Below are 18018 nucleotides of genomic sequence, written 5' to 3' on the forward strand. Positions count from 1 at the left end.
TCCGGATGCTGCACGACCGCGTACTCGTGCGGACGGACACCACCGAGGGCGAGCGGCGGTCCTCCGGTGGGATCGTGATTCCCGCGACCGCCGCTGTCGGCCGCAGGCTCGACTGGGCCGAGGTCGTCGCCGTCGGTCAGAACGTCCGTACGGTCGAGGTGGGGGACCGCGTGCTGTACGACCCGGAGGACCGGGCCGAGGTGGAGGTGCGCGGGGTCGCGTACGTGCTGATGCGTGAACGCGACCTCCATGCCGTCGCCGCCGAACGCCTCCAGGGCTCCGAGGACTCGACGGGGCTCTACCTCTGAAGCTCCCGCCCCTTGGGGATGCGGCCCCCGGGGCGCCTCATTTCTGAGGCGCCGTATCGGGGAGGGCCGGCGGGGCGCCGTACTTCTGCCGGGCGCCGGGCCGGCCGGTCAGTGGCCGGAGGTCATCTTGAGGCCGATGACGGCGACCAGCAGCAGGGCGATGAAGAAGATCCGGGCCGCCGTGGCGGGCTCTCCCAGCGCCACCATGCCGACGATCGCCGCGCCCGCCGCACCGATGCCGACCCAGACGCCGTAGGCCGTGCCGATGGGCAGGGTCTTGGCGGCGTAGGCGAGAAGGATCATGCTGACGGCGAAGCCGGCGATCGTGCCGACGCTGGGCCACAGCCGTGTGAAGCCCTCGGTGAACTTGAGACCGATCGCCCAGGTGACCTCGACGAGACCGGCGACGACAAGCAGGATCCAGGCCATGACGGCACCTCCGTAAACGTGACTTGCGGGGGTGCGTCGTCTTGTCTCGGCCCGGTACGACGCGTCTCGTCGGGACCGGCCCACTCGAACGAGCGACCGGTCCCAGAACCGTAGCAAACGGGACGCGCGAGGGTGGTGGCCCAGGTCACCAGCGGGTCATCGGCCCGGGAAAGGGCCTGCGTGCGGGACCCGGTGTCCCCTCGCGGGAGGGCCTACCCTCCGCCGGGAACTCCGTTGCCGCCGATTCCGCCCGGATCGCCCGGTCCGCCGTCGGCGCCGCCCACGTCGTTTCCGCCGTCACCGCCGGGATCACCGCCGTCGACCCCGCCGATCTCGGGGATGCTCGGGTCCGGAGGCTTCGTGGGTTCGGACGGCGGCGGCGTTGGGTGGGGGGGCGGGGGCGGGGGCTTCTCGGAGGTGGGCGGGGTCTATTCGCTGGGGGAGCCGGTCGAGGGGGGCTCGGTGGTGGGGGGCTCCGTTGTGGCGGGCGGCTGGGTGCTGGGCAGCTCGGCGTCGCCGTTGGTGTCCAGGTCGAAGTCCTTGACGGGCCGGCCGTCCAGGGCCTCCTTCATGTAGGCGCCCCAGATCTTCGCGGGGTAGCCGCCGCCGTTGATACGGGGCTGGCCTGCCGCGCCGTACAAGGGCTTCTGGGCGCCGCTGTCGGAGTCCTGGCCCATCACGCTGATCACGGTCGACAGTTCGGGGGTGAAGCCCGCGAACCAGGCCGCCTTGTCCTCCTCCGCCGTACCGGTCTTGCCCGCCGCCGGGCGGCCGACTGACTGCGCGGCCGTTCCCGTACCGGACTTGACGACGCTGCGCAGGATGTCGGTGGTGGAGTCGGCGGCGACGCGGGGTACGGCCTGCTTGGGGTCGTGGTCGGGCAGGTCGATGACCTCGTTGCCGCGGGTGGCCTTCTCGACCATGCGGTAGTGGCCGTGCTTGCCGTGGTTGGCGAGCGACGCGTACGCCTCGGCCATGTCCAGGGTGGAGGCGGTGGTGACGCCGAGCGCGATGGAGCCGTCCTCGGGCATGTTCGGGACGTTCTTGGGGATGCCGAGGTCGATCGCGGTGTTCTTGACCTTCTTCGGGCCGACGTCCACGCCCATCTGTGCGAAGACGGAGTTCACGGACTTGTCCATCGCCGTGGTGACGGGGATCTGGCCGTAGGACCTGTCGTCCTCGTTGGCGGGGGAGTAGTCGGTGCCCCGGCCGTCGCTCATGACCTCGCGCTTGTTGGTGCCGTCGTAGACGGTGCGCGCGTTGATGGACGAGCCGCCCTGGGTCTTGGACTTGTTCTGGACGGCGGAGGCGAAGATGAACGGCTTGAAGGTGGAGCCCACTTGGTAGTCGCGCCGGGTGGCGTTGTTCATGAACTGCTCGGTGAAACCGATGCCGCCGTACATCGCCACGACCTTGCCGGTCCTGGGATCGACGGAGGAACCGCCCGCCCGGACGTACTTGTCCACCTTGCGGTTCTTCTTGTCCAGTTGGGACATCAGCTTGTCGTCGACGGCATTGCGCATGGCCTTCTGCTTCTTGGGCTGGAAGGTGGTGGTGATGCGGAAGCCCCCGGCGCGGAGCCGCTGTTCGTCGACGATCCTGTTCTCGATGAGGTAGTTCTTGACCGCCTCCACCAGATAGCCGCGCTCACCCGCCATGTTCCCCGGCGGCTTGGCCTCGTCGGGCTCGGGGAACTTCATGCCCTCGCGGGTGGACTTCTTGAGCCAGCCCTCGGTGACCATGCCGTCGAGCACGTAGTTCCAACGCGCCTTGGCGCGTGCGCGGTTCTCCGGGTGGGCGCGGGTGTCGTACGCGTTGGGCGAGTTGACCAGCGCGGCCAGATAGGCGCTCTCGGCCGTGGTGAGCTTGCTGACGTCCTTGCCGTAGTAGGCGTGCGCCGCCGACTGGATGCCGTACGCGTTGCGGCCGAAGTAGCTGGTGTTCAGGTAGCCCTGGAGCACTTCGGCCTTGCTCACCTCGCGGTCGAGCTTGAGCGCGATGAAGAACTCCTTGGCCTTACGAGTGATCGTCTGGTCCTGGTCCAGGTAGTAGTTCTTCACGTACTGCTGGGTGATGGTGGAACCGGACTGGCGGCCACCGCCGGTGAGCATGTTCCAGCCCGCGCGGAGCATGGCCTTGGGGTCGACGGCCGTCTCGTGGTAGAAGTCCCGGTCCTCGGCGGCGAGTACGGCGTGCTGGACGGTCTTGGGCACCTTGCTGAGCGTGACGTTCTCGCGGTTGACCTCGCCGTCGCGGGCGATCTGCGTGCCGTCCGCGTACAAGTAGACGTTCGTCTGCGCAGCAGCCGCCTTGTTGGGCGAGGGGATGCTCACCAGCAGATATCCGGCCACCAGCGCGCCGGAGACGAGCAGGACGAACAGCAGGACTCCGCCCAGTACCATCCGCCAGGTCGGGAGCAGGCGGCGCCAGCCGGTGCGGCGCTTCTTCTTTTTCTTGCCGCCCTCGCTGCTCATGCCGTCCCCCTCCGAGTCATCGGACGGCGGGCCGTCGGACCCCGGTTCCCGTCCGTCGGATTCGGTGGTCGGCTCGTCACTCATGTCTCCAGGGACTCCTCGTCCAAAGTGGGCGATTCGCGATGTACGCCCCGTAGAACACTGTCGCACCCACCGCACCGGAGAACGAGTGCGGGGCACACCACGCGGGACCGGCCGATGGGCCGTTCGGCCCGGGCCTGTCACCCGTCCCGGTGAGTATTCGGTGGCTGTCCTCCGAGAAGGTGGACTAGGCTCCGGCGCTTGTTCTCGTACGGAAGTACTACTTGGAAGACGGTGGAGGGGCTCGAAAGGATGCGTCTGCCACGTCTCTATTTCGCTGTAGCCGGAAGTGGCTTCCGGCGTTATGCCACGTACCGCATGGCCACGGCCGCGGGCGTGTTCACCAACACGATTTTCGGCTTCATCCTCGCGTACACCTTCATCGCCCTGTGGAACGAGCGTCCGCAACTGGGGGGATACGACCAGTCCCAGGCACTCACGTTCGTGTGGATCGGGCAGGCGCTGCTCGCCAGTGCGGCCCTGATGGGCGGGGGGTTCCAGGACGAGTTCCAGGAACGCATCAGAACGGGCGATGTGGCCATCGATCTCTATCGGCCCATCGACCTCCAAATGTGGTGGCTCGCCTCCGACCTGGGGCGGGCCGCTTTCCATCTGGTCGGGCGCGGCGTCGTACCGCTGGTGGTGGGCGCCTTCGCCTTCGAACTGGCGCTCCCCGGCTCCCTTCTGGTGTGGGCGCTCTTCCTGCTGTCCGTGTTCCTCGGGGTCGTCGTCAGCTTCGCGCTGCGCTACTTGTTCGCGCTGTGCGGGTTCTGGCTGCTGGACGCGTCCGGGCTCGGGGCACTGAGCATGCTGCTGAGCCTCTTCTTCTCGGGGATGATGCTGCCGCTGAACGTGTTCCCCGGCGCGCTCGGCGAGATCGTGCGCTGGCTGCCATGGGCCGCGACCCTCCAGGTGCCGGCCGATGTGCTGCTGGGCGTGCGCCAGGGCGGAGCGGGGATCGCGGGCGCCTTCGGGTTCCAGTCCGTGTGGGCGCTGGTGCTCCTCGGCTGCGGGCGGCTGCTCCAGAAGGTCGCGACGCGCCGGGTGGTGGTCCAGGGTGGCTGAGGGTGTGCTGGCGCGGGCCGCGTGGGGGCTGCGGGCCTACGGGTTCATCGTCGCCATGTGGGTGCGCTCGACCATGGCGTACCGCGCCTCGTTCGCGATCATGCTGGCGGTCAGCTTCGCGACCACGTTTCTCGACTTCGCCGCGATCATGATCATGTTCTCGCACGTGGAGGCGCTGGGCGGCTTCTCGCTGCCCGAGGTGGCGTTCCTGTACGGCACGTCCAGTGTCGCCTTCGGGCTGGCCGATCTGTTCCTGGGTCAGTTCGAGCGGATCGGCGGGCGGGTGCGTGACGGGACGATGGACCTGCTGCTGATGCGGCCCGTGCCGGTGCTCGTCCAGGTGGCGGCCGACCGCTTCGCGCTGCGCAGGCTCGGCAGGATCTCGCAGGGCGCGATGGTTCTGACCTGGTCGCTCTTCCAGCTCGATGTGGACTGGAACGTGGGCAGCGCGCTGATGGTGCTGGTGATGATCGTCAGCGGCGGCTGCATCTTCGGCTGCGTGTTCGTACTGGGCGGCGCCTTCCAGTTCTGGGCGCAGGACGCCTCCGAGGTGCAGAACGCCTTCACCTACGGCGGCACCACGCTGCTCCAGTACCCGCCGACGGTCTTCGGCAAGGACCTCGTGCGGGGCGTGACGTTCGTGGTGCCGCTGGCCTTCGTCAACTGGATGCCCGCACTGCGCCTGTTGGGCCGCGACGATCCGCTGGGGCTGCCGGGCTGGGTGGACTTCGCCTCGCCGGCCGTGGCGCTGCTGTGCTGCGTCATCACGGGACTGGTGTGGCGCGCGGGACTGCGCGCCTACCGGAGTACAGGAAGCTGAGGAAGGGATGACCGGAGAGGAATCCGTGGACGACGACGGCTTCATCGACGTAAGAGAGCTGGAGAAGGTCTTCACGGTACGGCGCAGGAGCGGCTTCCTGCGGCGTACGACCAGCGAGGTGCGCGCGGTGGACGGCATCTCCTTCGCCGTGCCGCGCGGGGAGATGGTGGGCTTCATCGGGCCGAACGGCGCGGGCAAGTCGACCACGATCAAGATGCTGACGGGCATCCTCACGCCCAGCGGCGGACGGCTGCGGGTGGCGGGGGTGGACCCCTGGAAGGAGCGTACGCAGCTGGTGCGGCGCATCGGCGTCGTCTTCGGGCAGCGCACCACCCTGTGGTGGGACCTGCCGCTGCGCGACTCCTACGCGCTCGTGAAGCGCATGTACCGCATCCCCGAGGCCCGCTACCGCGCCAACCTGGAGCGCTGCGTCGAGCTGCTGGAGCTGGACGGGCTGCTCGAAGTACCGGTCAGGCAGCTCTCGCTGGGGCAGCGGATGCGGGGCGACATCACAGCGGCGCTGCTGCACGACCCCGACGTGCTCTACCTGGACGAGCCGACGATCGGGCTCGATGTGATCAGCAAGGCGCGGGTACGGGAGTTCCTGCTGAACCTGAACGCGGAGATGGGCACGACGGTCCTGCTGACCACGCACGACCTCAGCGACATCGAGTACCTGTGCAAGCGGGTCGTGGTCATCGACCACGGCCGCCTGATGTACGACGGCGTGCTCGCGGGTCTGCACGAGGTGGGCAGCAGCGAACGGACGCTCGTGGTCGACCTGGAGCGTGAGATGCCTCCCATCGAGGGCGTGCACGGCGCGCGCACCGTACGCACCGAGGGGCCGCGCCAGTGGCTCGCCTTCCCGGCGGCGGCGAGCGCGGCACCCCTGGTCTCCCAGGTCGCCGCCGGCTACCCGCTCGTCGACCTCTCGATCAGGGAGCCCGACATCGAGGACGTCATCGCCCGCATGTACGCACGTTGAGGGGGCCGTCGGACGAGTGCGGTGCCGAGGGCGGTGATTCCGGCTGACCCTCGCCGTCATGGCAGAGCGCCGTCATGGCAGAAGGGAGCCATGGCAGCCCGTCGCCATGACAGAAGGGGGCCATGACAGAGCAGAGCCGCAGGGGCCAGGCCCCTGCGGCTCTGCGGAGTCGGCCTCACAGCTTGGCCGGGCTGGAAGCCTCACAGCTTGGCCGGGCTGGAAGCCTCACAGCTTCGCCGGGCTGGAGCCCTTCAGCGTCTTGAGGTCCAGGGCCTGCGCCATGGCGCGGTAGCCGTTGTCGCTGGGGTGGAGGTGATCACCCGAGTCGTAGGCGACGCGCAGGCGTTCGGGGCGCGCGGGGTCGCGGAGGGCGGCGTCGAAGTCCACGACGGCGTCGAAGACCTTGCCCTGCCGTATCTTCTCGTTGACTCCCTGGCGTACCGCGTCCAGCCGGGGCGTGTAGCCCCGGTGGCCGCCGAAAGGCGTGAGCGTGGAGCCGATGACGCGCAGGCCGCGCGCGTGCGCCTGGCGCACGAGGTCGCGCAGACCGTCGACGATCCGCTGCGGGTCCCGCTGGCGCGGGGGCTTGATGACGTCGTTCAGGCCCATCTCGATGACCACGGCCTTCACTCCCGTACGGGAGAGGATGTCGCGGTTCATGCGGGACAGCGCGCTCGGGCCGTTGTTGGGCGAGTACTTGCTGCCGTCCACCAGGACACGGTTGCCGCTCACGCCGCCGTTGAGCACGCTCAGCCGGGGCGCGTCCCGCTCGGTGCGCAGCCGCTCGGCGAGGAAGTCCGTCCAGCGGCGGTTGGCGCCGGGGCTTGAGGTGATGCCGTCGGTGATCGAGTCACCGAGCACGGCGACGGCGCCGTCGGTCTCGGCACTCCAGACGTCGACGCCGGTGAGGTAACGCCAGTACGGGCTCTGCTGGTTGAAGGCCGTGCCGCCGGTCTCCTCGGCCCTGTCGCCCTCGGCGACGTAGCTGGTCTGACGTGCGTACGGGTGGTACGTGACGGGGCCCGAGGTGCTGGGCGAGTAGGTGGTGATCAACAGGTCGGCGGCGTGCGGCACATTGAGCCTGACCGCGTCGCTGGTGACCTCGCCGCCGGCGGGGATGGTGACCGTGGGCTTGTTGCCGAAGCTGAGGCGGCGCATCGTGCCCGCTGCGGCCGTCGGGTTGCTCGGGGCAGCCGCGAGGGCGATGGACGCGTGCGTGACGGTCAGCGGGCGGTTGCCGAACAGGTTGGAGAGCCGGATACGGGCACCGCTGCCGCCGACGGAGGTGTGCACCACGTTCCGTATCGACATGTCCGCGTAGCCGTCGCGGGTGCGGGGCTCGGCCGCAGCGGGGGAAGCGGACCAGGTGCCGACCCAGTTGCCCGACGAGGCGGGTGCGGCGGAGTTGCGCGCCTGCGGGGAATCACCGTTCAGCCCGTCATCGCTGCTGCCGACGCCGATGAAGACCGCGGTCGAGACGAGGACCACGAGCGCCGCAAGGCCGGCGAGCAGGGCATAACCCATGTTCCTGGTCATGCGCGATGTTTCTCCTCGGGCTGACGGAGCCCGGGGCTCCGAGTGGTCGGCGGTCTCATGATCCCACGATCGGCGTGCTGCCCCCGGCCTGGGGGCCGTGGACCGGGCGGTCGGAGACGAGGGGTGTGCGGGCGCATCCTTGCCGGAGATCACCGTCACCCGAACACACAGACGCCGAAAAGGGCTGATCCGTTCCCTCCCGGTTACCGCGGGGGAGAATGGCCCGGGGACGCTCCGGGTGAAGATGACATTTGGGGCTGTGCTCTTCGATGAGCCTGTTGAACTGGCCTTTCCGGCGGCGACCCCCTGGAGGATGGGGGTACGCGGGGCGGTCCAGGGGACGGTTGGAGCGGATGGAACGGACAAATAAGGGCGAGCTGCCTAGGCGTGATGATGCCCACGTGAGAGCTGTCACACGCGGCGAATCCGATGCCGTGGACACCGAGAGAAATGGCTCGGACACGCTGGGCCATTCGGGGCCGGTGGGCCCCAACGGGCAAGGGGGGTACGGCGGATCGGGCTCAGGGGCCGGACCGGACTCCGGAGCCGGACCGGGCGCGGGGGCCGGTCCGGGAGCCGGCACCGGGTCAGGACCGGGGGGCGGGTCGGGCGACAGCACCGGTGGCGCCGGAGCGCCGGGCAGGGCCGGCGGCCCCGGACGCTTCGGCGGGCCAGGGGCGTTCACGCCGGCCGACGAGGAACGGCGGCGCGGCGTACGGCGGATGAAGACCATCGCGACCGGCGCGCTGCTGCTCATGGCGACCGTCTTCGTCCTGGCCAAGTGGGCGGGGCACGCGGGCGCCGGGACCTGGACGGGTTACGTCGCCGCAGCCGCGGAGGCCGGGATGGTGGGCGCGCTCGCCGACTGGTTCGCGGTCACCGCGCTCTTCCGGCACCCCATGGGCATCCCGATCCCGCACACCGCGATCATCCCCACCAAGAAGGACCAACTCGGCCAGAGCCTCGGCGACTTCGTGGGCGAGAACTTCCTCTCCGGCGAGGTGGTCCGGGTACGGCTGCGTGCCGTCGGTATCGGCAGCAGGCTCGGCGCCTGGCTCGCTGAGCCCGCGCACGCCGACCGGGTCACCGCCGAGCTGGCCACCGCGCTGCGCGGCGCGCTGACCGTACTGCGCGACTCCGACGTCCAGGCCATCGTCAGCGAGGCCATCACGCGGCGGGCGCACGCGCAGGAGATCGCGCCGGGGCTCGGCGCGATGCTGGAGAAGATCGTCGCGGACGGCGGGCACCGGCGCATCGTCGACCTGGTGTGCGTACGGGCGGCCGACTGGCTGGACGAGCACGGCGACTCGGTCATGGACGCCGTCGCGGGGGGTGCGCCCGGCTGGACACCGAAGTTCGTCGACCGCAAGGTCGGTGAGCGCGTCTACCGTGAACTGCTGCGCTTCGTGCAGGAGATGCGGGACATGCCCGACCACCCCGCGCGGGGCGCCGTCGACCGCTTCCTGTCCGACTTCGCCGGTGACCTCAAGTCCGACCCCGCCACCAGGGCGCGCGTGGAGCGGCTCAAGAACGAGGTGATCAGCAGGGGCGAGGTGCAGGACCTGATCGCCTCGGCGTGGAGCGCCGTACGGGCCATGCTCGTCGCCGCGGCCGAGGACGAGCGCAGCGAGCTGCGGGTACGCGCACGGGCTGCGCTGCTGTCGCTCGGCAAGCGGATGTCCGAGGACGGGCGGCTCCAGGGCAAGGTGGACGGCTGGGTGGAGGGGGCCGCCGTTTACCTGGTGACCACCTACCGGGACGAGATCACCTCACTGATCTCCGAGACGGTGGCCTCCTGGGACGCGGAGCACACCTCGAAGAAGATCGAGGCCCACATCGGCAGGGACCTCCAGTTCATCCGCATCAACGGCACGGTCGTCGGCTCCCTGGCGGGGCTCGTCATCTACACGGTGGCGCGGCTGCTGGGCGGCTGAGGCACGGCGTACCGGGTCGCGGTCCAGTAGGTGAACCGGGTCTTGTGGATCTGAACGGCCTCTTGGAGGATCGTCTGATTCGCCTGGAGGGGAGACACGTGAAACTGCTGCGCGTCGGATCGGCCGGGGCTGAACGCCCCGCGCTGCTGGACCAGTCAGGAACGCTGCGTGACCTGTCGGGGATCGTGCCCGACATCGACGGTGCCCTGCTCAGTGACGGTGCCGCGCTGGAGCGGGTGCGCGCGGTCGCCGAGTCGGGCACGCTGCCCGAACTGCCCGCTCTCCCGGGAGCGGAGGCGGGACCCGAGAGCCTGCGCATCGGGGCGCCCGTCGCCCGCATCGGCAAGATCGTGTGCATCGGGCTGAACTACCACGACCACGCACGCGAGACGGGGGCGGCCGTCCCCGGGGAGCCGATCCTCTTCATGAAGGCCCCCGACACCGTCGTGGGCCCGCACGACACGGTGCTCGTACCGCGCCGCAGCCAGAAGACCGACTGGGAGGTCGAACTGGCCGTCGTCATCGGCCGCACCGCGCGCTATCTGGACTCCCACGAGGAGGCACTGGCCTGCGTCGCCGGATACGCGGTCGCCAACGACGTGTCCGAGCGCGAGTTCCAGATCGAACGCGGCGGACAGTGGGACAAGGGCAAGAACTGCGAGACGTTCAATCCGCTCGGCCCCTGGCTGGTCACGGCCGACGAGGTCCCCGACCCACAGGCGCTCGCGATGCGTCTGTGGGTCAACGGCGAACTCCGCCAGAACGGCACGTCGGCCGACCAGATCTTCCCGGTGGCCGAAGTGGTGCGCTACCTCAGCCAGTTCATGACCCTCTACCCGGGCGACGTCATCAACACCGGCACCCCGGCAGGCGTCGCCATGGGCATGGACGAGCCCAAGCCGTATCTGCGCGACGGCGATGTCGTCGAGCTGGAGATCGAGGGCCTCGGCAGCCAGCGGCAGGTCATGAAGACCGCGTGAACGACCGCGCCGTCTCCAGCACCTGAAGAGCAGCCGCCGCCTCGTGCGCCGTCACGGGCGGCGGCGTGCCCTCGCGCAGTGCGGCGGCCACCGCGTCGTAGAACGCCGGGTAGTCGCCGTCCAGCGTCGGCACCGTACGCGTCTCGTCCAGGGCACCCAGCGTGCCCCACGCCGACTCAGGCTCCACGCCCCACGGCACGCCCTCAGCGGGCCGCGCGCCTTCCCGCAGCGCCGCCTCCTGCGGATCGAGCCCGTACTTCACGTACGCGGAGCGGCTGCCCAGCACCCGGAAGCGCGGGCCCAGCTGGGCTGCCGTCGCGCTCATCCACAGGTGGGAGCGCACGCCGTTCTCGTGGGTGATCGCGATGAACGTGTCGTCGTCCGCCTCCGCACCGGCGCGGCGTACGTCCGACTCCGCGTACACCGAGGCGGCGGGACCGAAGAGGGTCAGCGCCTGGTCGACCAGGTGGCTGCCCAGGTCGTACAGCAGCCCCCCGATCTCCTCCGGGTCGCCCGACTCGCGCCAGCCGCCCTTCGGCTTCGGCCGCCACCGCTCGAACCGTGACTCGAAACGGTGCACCTCACCCAGCGCGTCCTCGGCCAGCAGCGAGCGCAGCGTGAGGAAGTCGTTGTCCCAGCGCCTGTTCTGGAAGGGCGCCAGCAGCAGCCCGCGCGCGTCCGCCAGCTCGGCCAGCTCCCGTGCCTCGGCCGCAGTCGCCGCCAGCGGCTTGTCCACCACCGCCGGCAGCCCCGCCTCCAACGCACGCCGGGCCAGCGGCACATGAGTACGGTTCGGGGTCGCGATCACCACCAGATCGAGCCTGCCGGGCTCGGCGAACAGCTCGTCGGCCGACGCCACCACCCGTACGAGGCCGTCGGGCCCACCCGCTGTACGGGCCCTCTCCTGGCGCTCGGGATCGGAGGTGACGACGGTGTCCAGGGCCAGCCCCGGAGTGGAAGCGAGGAGCGGCGCGTGAAAGACGGAGCCCGCCAGTCCGTAGCCCAGGAGGCCGACGCGGAGCGGGGTGACGGAGGAGTCCATACGGTTCATGCGCCTACCCTCGCAAAGCGGAGCACCATGAGCACGGTCCGGCCCACACGCACGGCGTGCCCGCACCCACAGCTCACCGAGGAAGGCGCCCCGCGTGCCTGCGAAGATGCCAGCGTGGCTACCTCACGCGAAAGCACCGTGCCCTACGAGATCCCCGCCGACGGAGCAGCCCCCGTCCGTGCGGGCATACCCGAGCACGGGCGGGTTCCCAAGTACTACTGGCTGAAGGCCCGCATCGCCCCCCTCCTGGAAGAACTCGGCGAGGGCGAGCCGTTGCCCACCGAACGCGAACTGGCCCTGCGCTACGAAGTGGCGCGCGAGACCGTACGCCAGGCGCTGCGCGAACTCCTCCTGGAAGGCCGCCTGCGGCGCGCGGGACGCGGCACCGTCGTAGCGGGCCCCAAGCTGGAGCAGCCGCTCGCCCTCGCCAGCTACACCGAGGGCGTACGCAAACAGGGCCGCGTACCCGGCCGCACACTCATCGGCCTCTCCCGCCACGCCTGCCCCGGCGACCTCGCGCGCGAACTGGGCATCGCGCCCGGTGACAGCATCTGGCACCTGGAACGCGTGCTGTTCGCCGACGACGAGCGGGTGGGCCTGGAGAGCACGTACATCGCCGTCGCCCGCGTACCTGACCTGTCACGGGACTTCGACCCCGACTCGTCCTTCTACGGCTACCTGCGCGAACGGCTCGGCCTCCGCTTCGGCGACGCCGACGAACGCCTCGAAACCGTCCTGGCCACCCCCCGAGAAGCCCTCCTCATCGGCACACCCCCCGCCCTCCCCATGCTCCTCATCCACCGCCTCTCCCGAGACCCCGCCGGACTCCCCCTGGAACGCGTCCGAGCCCTGTACCGCGGAGACCGCTTCAGCTTCTCCGTCCACCTCCACGGCTGACCCCTGGCGGGGAGCACCCCGCCACGTGCCCCTCGCCACGGAGTAACCAACATTGCACCTCCCCTGAACAGGCCCTATTTCTCCCCACGTTGGAGCCCCAGCACTTCAGACCAGGCCCGGATACGGGCGGGGGAGTCCAGAGGGGGCGGAGCCCCTTTTGGCGGGGGGATTGCCGGGGGGCGGAGCCCCCCGACGCCCGGCCGGCGAGGCCAACGGGGAAAGGGGCGAAGCCCCATTAGGAACGGGAAGGGGCTTCAAACCACAGGAACCACAACGGGAAGGCCCGAGACGATCTCGTACTGGTAACGGGTCTAGCCCAAAGTTGCGACCCCGTTTACCCACCCGTCGCCACCCAGACACCCCCCACAGCGACCGTTCCCCCCATGCGAGTCATAGTTGTCGGAGGCGGCGTGCTGGGCACCATGCACGCCTGGCAGGCCATAGAACGCGGCCACGAGGTCATCCAGATCGAACGCGAGGACCAGGCACGCGGCGCGTCCGTGCGCAACTTCGGCCTGGTGTGGGTAGGCGGCAGGGCCGCCGGCCCAGAACTGGAGTCCGCACTACGAGCCCGCACCCTCTGGGAAGAGATCGGGACGCGAGTCCCGAACCTCGGCTTCCGGGCCAACGGCTCCCTCACCCCCGTCACCACGGCCCCCGAACTCGCGGTGGCCCGCGAGGCCGCGGACCGCGCGGACGCACCGGCACGCGGCTACAAGCTGCTGTCGCCGCAGGAGGTCCGCGCCCTCAACCCCGCACTCCGCGGCGAAGCCCTGCTCGGCGCCCTGTGGTGCGAGCGCGACGCGGCGGTCGAACCGCGCACGGCGCAGCGCGCCCTCCAGGACGCGCTGCGCACCATGGCCCCGGAGCGCTACACGTTCCTCGGCGGCCGAGAGGTACGCGACGTGCCCGCGTCCCGTACAGCCGTACGTGACGACAGGGGCGAACTGCACGAGGGCGACGCCGTCGTACTGTGCACGGGCGCCTGGCTGGGCGGCATGGTGCGCGAACTGGTACCCGAACTGCCCGTACGGCGGGTGCGGTTGCAGATGATGCAGACCGAGCCGCTGGACGAGCCGCTGACCACGTCGGTCGCGGACGCGGACAGCTTCCGCTACTACCCCGCCTACGGCGGCCCCGCACTCGACGCGATGACCTCGGCACAGGCCCAGGGCCCCGTGGCCGCCGAGCACAAGATGCAACTGCTGATGGTGCAGCGCAGCGACGGCTCGCTGACCATCGGCGACACCCACGAGTACGCGTCACCGTTCCGCTTCGACGTGGAGGAGGCGCCGTACGCCCACCTGGCCACCGTGGCAGAACGGCTGCTCGGGCGCCCCATCCCGCCCGTACGGAAGCGCTGGGCCGGGGTGTACGCGCAATGCACCGAGCCGGGACGCGTCGTGCACCGGCAGCAGCTCCAGGACCGGCCGGGGGTGTGGCTCGTGACGGGCCCCGGCGGACGCGGCATGACCTGCTCGCCCGCCATGGCCGAAGACACAGCGAACGAACTGGACTGGTGACCACCATGACCAACAGCACCGCACACGGCCTGGTCGTGCTCGACATGGCAGGAACGACTGTTGCCGACGACGGCCTGGTCGAACGCTCCTTCGCCGCAGCCGCCGCACGCCTCGGCACCGAGCCGGGAACCGCGCCCTTCGACGCGATGCTCGCCTATGTGCGCGCCACCATGGGCGAGTCCAAGATCTCCGTCTTCCGGCACCTGGCCGAAGGGGACGAGGCACGCGCCCGGGAGGCCAACGCCGAGTTCGAGCGCGCGTACGGAGCACTCGTGGCGGAGGGACACTGCGCGCCCGTACCCGGCGCGCGCGAGGCCATCGCCGCCCTCCGTGACGCGGGCCGCACGGTCGTCCTCACGACCGGCTTCGCACGCGTCACCCAGGACGCGATCCTCGACGCGCTCGGCTGGCGCGACCTCGTCACGCTCACCCTCTGCCCGGCCGACACGGGCCCGCACGGGCGCGGACGCCCCCACCCGGACATGGTGCTCGCCGCGCTGCTGCGTACGGGAGCGGCGAACGACGTGCGGGACATCGCGGTGGCGGGGGACACCGCGTACGACATGCGCTCGGGTGTAAGAGCCGGAGCTGGCGTAGTCGCCGGCGTCCTCACCGGGGCACACGCCGAAGACACGCTGCACGAAGCGGGCGCCACACACGTCCTCACCTCGGTAACCGAACTCCCCAAGCTACTGACGTCCTTGGAGACGGCCGCATGAGCGGCGCAGGCGCCGGCACAAGCACAAGCGCAGCCGCAGGCACAGGCACAGGTGCAGCCACAAACGCAGCCGCAGGCACAGGCACAGGCACAGGTGCAGCCACAAACGCAGCCGCAGGCACAAGCACAGGCACAGGCACAGGTGCAGCCACAAACGCAGCGGCAGGCACAGGCACAGGTGCAGCCACAAACGCAGCGGCAGGCACAGGTACAGGCACAAGCACAGACAAGCGCAAAACCGCCACCGCAGGTGGCATCCGCTTTGACGAGGTAACAGTCACCTACGGCACCCAAACGGTCCTCGACACCTTCGACCTCACCGTCGAACCGGGCGAGGTCATGGCCCTCCTGGGCCCCTCGGGCTCGGGCAAGACCACCGCACTGCGCGCCGTCGCCGGATTCGTACGGCCCGCGAGCGGGCGCGTATGGCTCGGCGACCGCGATGTGACGGACCTGCCGCCGTACGCACGCGGCGTCGGCATGGTCGTCCAGCAGTACGCGCTCTTCCCGCACATGCGCGTCGCGGACAACGTCGCCTTCGGGCTCAAGGCGCGCGGCACGCCGCGAGGCGAGGCCGCATCGCGGGTGGGCGAGGCGCTGGAGATGACGGGGATGAGCGCGTACGCCAGGCGCTACCCGCGCGAACTGTCCGGCGGCCAGCAGCAGCGGGTCGCGATCGCGCGTGCCCTCGCCATCCGCCCGGGCGTACTGCTCCTGGACGAACCGCTCTCCGCGCTGGACGCGCGGCTACGCTCCGGGATGCTGGCCGAACTCGCCCGCCTGCACCGCGAGTTGCCCGAGGTGACGGTGCTGTACGTCACGCACGACCAGGTCGAGGCCCTCACCCTCGCGGACCGGATCGCGGTCATGGACAGCGCCCGTATCCAGGGCGTCGGCACGCCGCACGAGCTGTACCGCGCGCCGCGGGACACGTTCACGGCGTCGTTCGTCGGCAACGCCAACCTGTTGCCGGTGACCGCGGCCTCGGGCACGGTGCGGTTCGGCGACATCCCTCTGCGGGTCGCCTCGCCGCTCCCCGACGGCGCCTCCGCGACCCTCTGCGTGCGCCCGCACCGCGTCGCCCTGGGCGATACGGGCCCCAACGTGCTGCGCGGCACCGTCACCTCCGTCCAGTGGCGCGGTGCGACGCACCGTGTGGTGGTGGACGTCGACGGCCACGAAGTCCTCGCCGACTGCCCCGAGTTGGCGACGCCGCCCGCGGTCGGCAGGCCGGTCGCCGTGTCCTTCGCCGAGGAGGACGGAGCGCTGATCCATGACTGAGCGCGAGGCGACGGGAACCTTGACGCCACAGACGCCCGCACCGCCGGGCGTGCCCGGTGACGACCGCTCGCACGACAACGGACCGAACAGCGCCGGGCCGCACGGCAGCGGACGCGGCGGCGGACCGCACGACAACGGACCGAACAGCGGCGGACCGAACAGCGACCGACCCCACAGCACCCGCTCACGAACCGGCCGTTCAGGCCACCGCTCGCGCGCCGGAGCCTGGGCGCTGCCGCCCATCGCCGTGCTGGGCGTCATCTTCCTCTACCCCCTCGCGCTCGTCGTCAAGGAGAGCGTGACCGGTGAGGCGGGGGTGGGCGCGTACGCGGACGTCTTCGCCTCGGACGCGTTCACCGACGCGCTGGTGACGACCGTGGGGATCGCGGTCGGCGCCACGGCGGGCTGCGTCGTACTCGGCTTCGCGCTGGCACTGATCGTCGCGTTCGTGCCGTTCCCCGGCAGCAGGGGCGTCGCGAAGTTCATCGACGTGTTCCTCTCCTTCCCCTCGTTCCTGATCACGCTGGCGCTGCTGTTCCTGTACGGAACGGTCGGCATGGCGAACGGGATGTGGACGGATGTCACGGGCGCGGCCGAGGGGCCTTTCGACTTCCTGACGACGCCGTGGGGCGTGCTCCTCGCGGAGATCACGTACTTCACACCGTTCGTGATGCGCCCGCTGCTCGCCGCCTTCGCGCAGTTGGACACGGCGCAGTTGGAGGCGGCGTCGTCGCTGGGTGCGCGGCCCGCGCGGATCGTACGGCGGGTGATCCTTCCCGAGGCGTATCCCGCGCTGATGGCGGGCGGCAGCCTCGTGCTCGTTCTCTGTTTGAACGAGTTCGCGATCGTGCTGTTCACCGGCGCGAAGGACGTGGTGACGCTGCCGATGCTCGTGTACAGCAAGGCGATCCTGGAGTCGGACTACGTCTCGGCGTGCGTCGTCGCCACCGTCAACGTCGTGATCTCGGTGGGGCTGTACGCGCTCTACCGCACCGTGACGGCGAGGACGACCGGTGCGGCACGTACCGGAACGTCCCGTACCGGCAGGAGCGGAAGGTCCGGGACACCCCGTACTGGCAGGACCGAAAGGAGAGGCCGCAATGCTGGTGCACACGCGTAAGGGGCGCTGGACCGCATGGGCGGTCTTCGCCGCGCTCTTCGTACCGCTGTTCGCGCTGCCGCTGCTGGTGATCGCCGTGGCCTCGTTCTCCACGAACTGGAGTGGCGCGTTCCCCTCGGGCCCGACAACGGGCCACTACGCGGCGGCGACCCGGGGCGAGTCACTGGCGGCACTGAGCGTGAGCCTCCAGACGGCGGTCGGCGCGAGCGTGCTGGCGCTGGTCGTGGGGACGTGGGCCGCACTGTCCGCCTCGTCGCTGGGCAGAGGCGGACGCCGGGTGCTGGACGCGCTGTTCATGCTGCCGGTCGCTGTGCCCTCGGTGGTGGTGGGGCTGGCGGTGCTCGTCGCTTACAGCCAGCCGCCCGTGCTGCTCAACGGCACCAGGTGGATCGTGATCATCGCGCACACGGTGCTGGTCACCGCGTTCGCGTACCAGTCGGTCTCGGCGGCGCTGACCCGCCTGGACCCGGCGTACGAGCAGGCGGCGGCATCCCTGGGGGCCCGGCCCTGGTACGTGCTGTGGCGGGTCAAGGTGCCGCTGCTGCTGCCGTCGCTCACGGCGGCGGCCGGGCTGTGCTTCGCGCTCTCCATGGGCGAGTTGAGCGCCACGATGATGCTCTACCCGCCGGACTGGATGCCGTTGCCCGTCCAGATCTTCGCGGCAACCGACCGTGGCTCGCTGTTCACCGGATCGGCGCTCGCCGTCGTGCTGATGGTGACGACCCTGCTGGTGCTGCTCGCGGTCTCCCGCATCCGCACGAAGGCGTCCTACCGCTGACCCGCTGACCTTCCCCACCTCAAAGCCTCGGCGCCCCA

Annotated in this window: 15 protein-coding genes, 1 pseudogene and 1 riboswitch; of the genes and pseudogenes, 12 read left to right on the forward strand and 4 right to left on the reverse strand. The window is 70.3% G+C overall.

What is annotated here, in order from left to right; all coding sequences use genetic code 11:
• The first annotated feature begins 5 nt into the window (after window positions 1-5).
• Window positions 6-308, forward strand: a complete 303-nt coding sequence (locus NMN56_RS15040) for a GroES family chaperonin (protein ID WP_274043979.1) — start codon at window positions 6-8, stop codon at window positions 306-308.
• A gap of 108 nt (window positions 309-416) precedes the next feature.
• Here the strand turns inward: NMN56_RS15040 and sugE are convergent, their stop codons facing one another.
• Together sugE and NMN56_RS15050 are read right to left on the reverse strand one after the other, a co-directional pair.
• A complete protein-coding gene (gene sugE / locus NMN56_RS15045) occupies window positions 417-737 on the reverse strand; it encodes a quaternary ammonium compound efflux SMR transporter SugE (RefSeq protein WP_274043753.1) in 321 nt (106 codons plus the stop codon).
• A 30-nt stretch (window positions 738-767) separates the two neighbouring features.
• Window positions 768-836, reverse strand: a riboswitch (guanidine-III (ykkC-III) riboswitch).
• Window positions 837-949: 113 nt separating this feature from the next.
• Window positions 950-3295: pseudogene (locus NMN56_RS15050) on the reverse strand (transglycosylase domain-containing protein).
• 249 nt (window positions 3296-3544) lie between these two features.
• Here NMN56_RS15050 and NMN56_RS15055 point away from each other — a divergent pair.
• The 3 genes from NMN56_RS15055 to NMN56_RS15065 are packed head-to-tail and all read left to right on the forward strand — an operon-like array spanning window position 3545 to window position 6162.
• Window positions 3545-4357 carry an ABC transporter permease gene (locus NMN56_RS15055; RefSeq protein ID WP_274043755.1) on the forward strand — a complete coding sequence of 271 codons (813 nt, stop codon included), beginning with the start codon at window positions 3545-3547 and terminating at the stop codon, window positions 4355-4357.
• Between the two features lie 55 nt (window positions 4358-4412).
• Window positions 4413-5177, forward strand: a complete 765-nt coding sequence (locus NMN56_RS15060) for an ABC transporter permease (protein ID WP_274043980.1) — start codon at window positions 4413-4415, stop codon at window positions 5175-5177.
• 7 nt (window positions 5178-5184) lie between these two features.
• A complete protein-coding gene (locus NMN56_RS15065) occupies window positions 5185-6162 on the forward strand; it encodes an ABC transporter ATP-binding protein (protein ID WP_274043757.1) in 978 nt (325 codons plus the stop codon).
• Between the two features lie 225 nt (window positions 6163-6387).
• On the opposite strand, the gene NMN56_RS15070 is transcribed toward NMN56_RS15065, so the two are convergent.
• Window positions 6388-7698 (reverse strand): SGNH/GDSL hydrolase family protein, encoded by a 1311-nt coding sequence (locus NMN56_RS15070; protein ID WP_274043758.1) that lies wholly within the window; start codon window positions 7696-7698, stop codon window positions 6388-6390.
• A 353-nt stretch (window positions 7699-8051) separates the two neighbouring features.
• On the opposite strand from NMN56_RS15070, the gene NMN56_RS15075 reads away from it, so the two are divergent.
• Window positions 8052-9632 carry a DUF445 domain-containing protein gene (locus tag NMN56_RS15075; protein ID WP_274043759.1) on the forward strand — a complete coding sequence of 527 codons (1581 nt, stop codon included), beginning with the start codon at window positions 8052-8054 and terminating at the stop codon, window positions 9630-9632.
• A gap of 98 nt (window positions 9633-9730) precedes the next feature.
• Window positions 9731-10612: a fumarylacetoacetate hydrolase family protein gene (locus NMN56_RS15080; protein ID WP_274043760.1), complete on the forward strand. Its 882-nt coding sequence runs from the start codon at window positions 9731-9733 to the stop codon at window positions 10610-10612.
• Here the strand turns inward: NMN56_RS15080 and NMN56_RS15085 are convergent.
• Window positions 10596-11663, reverse strand: a complete 1068-nt coding sequence (locus tag NMN56_RS15085) for a Gfo/Idh/MocA family oxidoreductase (RefSeq protein WP_274043761.1) — start codon at window positions 11661-11663, stop codon at window positions 10596-10598. The two genes, NMN56_RS15080 and NMN56_RS15085, sit on opposite strands and share 17 nt — an antisense overlap.
• 114 nt (window positions 11664-11777) lie before the next feature.
• On the opposite strand from NMN56_RS15085, the gene NMN56_RS15090 reads away from it, so the two are divergent.
• The 6 genes from NMN56_RS15090 (at window position 11778) to NMN56_RS15115 (ending at window position 17980) form a co-directional block, all read left to right on the forward strand.
• A complete protein-coding gene (locus NMN56_RS15090) occupies window positions 11778-12560 on the forward strand; it encodes a GntR family transcriptional regulator (RefSeq protein WP_274043762.1) in 783 nt (260 codons plus the stop codon).
• 383 nt (window positions 12561-12943) lie between these two features.
• On the forward strand, window positions 12944-14083 hold the full coding sequence (locus NMN56_RS15095; protein ID WP_274043763.1) for a TIGR03364 family FAD-dependent oxidoreductase: 1140 nt from the start codon (window positions 12944-12946) through the stop codon (window positions 14081-14083).
• Window positions 14084-14088: 5 nt separating this feature from the next.
• The gene (locus tag NMN56_RS15100) at window positions 14089-14802 is read left to right on the forward strand and encodes a phosphonatase-like hydrolase (protein ID WP_274043764.1); all 714 of its coding nucleotides are present in this window, start codon (window positions 14089-14091) and stop codon (window positions 14800-14802) included.
• Between the two features lie 254 nt (window positions 14803-15056).
• Window positions 15057-16082: an ABC transporter ATP-binding protein gene (locus tag NMN56_RS15105; RefSeq protein ID WP_274043982.1), complete on the forward strand. Its 1026-nt coding sequence runs from the start codon at window positions 15057-15059 to the stop codon at window positions 16080-16082.
• Entirely contained in the window at window positions 16075-17202 is a 1128-nt protein-coding gene (locus NMN56_RS15110) for a 2-aminoethylphosphonate ABC transporter permease subunit (protein WP_274043765.1), read from the forward strand. Before NMN56_RS15105 ends, NMN56_RS15110 begins: the two co-directional genes overlap by 8 nt.
• Window positions 17183-17980 carry an ABC transporter permease gene (locus NMN56_RS15115; RefSeq protein WP_274043766.1) on the forward strand — a complete coding sequence of 266 codons (798 nt, stop codon included), beginning with the start codon at window positions 17183-17185 and terminating at the stop codon, window positions 17978-17980. The genes NMN56_RS15110 and NMN56_RS15115 overlap by 20 nt, the downstream gene beginning before the upstream one ends.
• Window positions 17981-18018: the final 38 nt, after the last annotated feature.

Source organism: Streptomyces iconiensis (assembly GCF_028657195.3).
Lineage (GTDB): Bacteria > Actinomycetota > Actinomycetes > Streptomycetales > Streptomycetaceae > Streptomyces > Streptomyces iconiensis.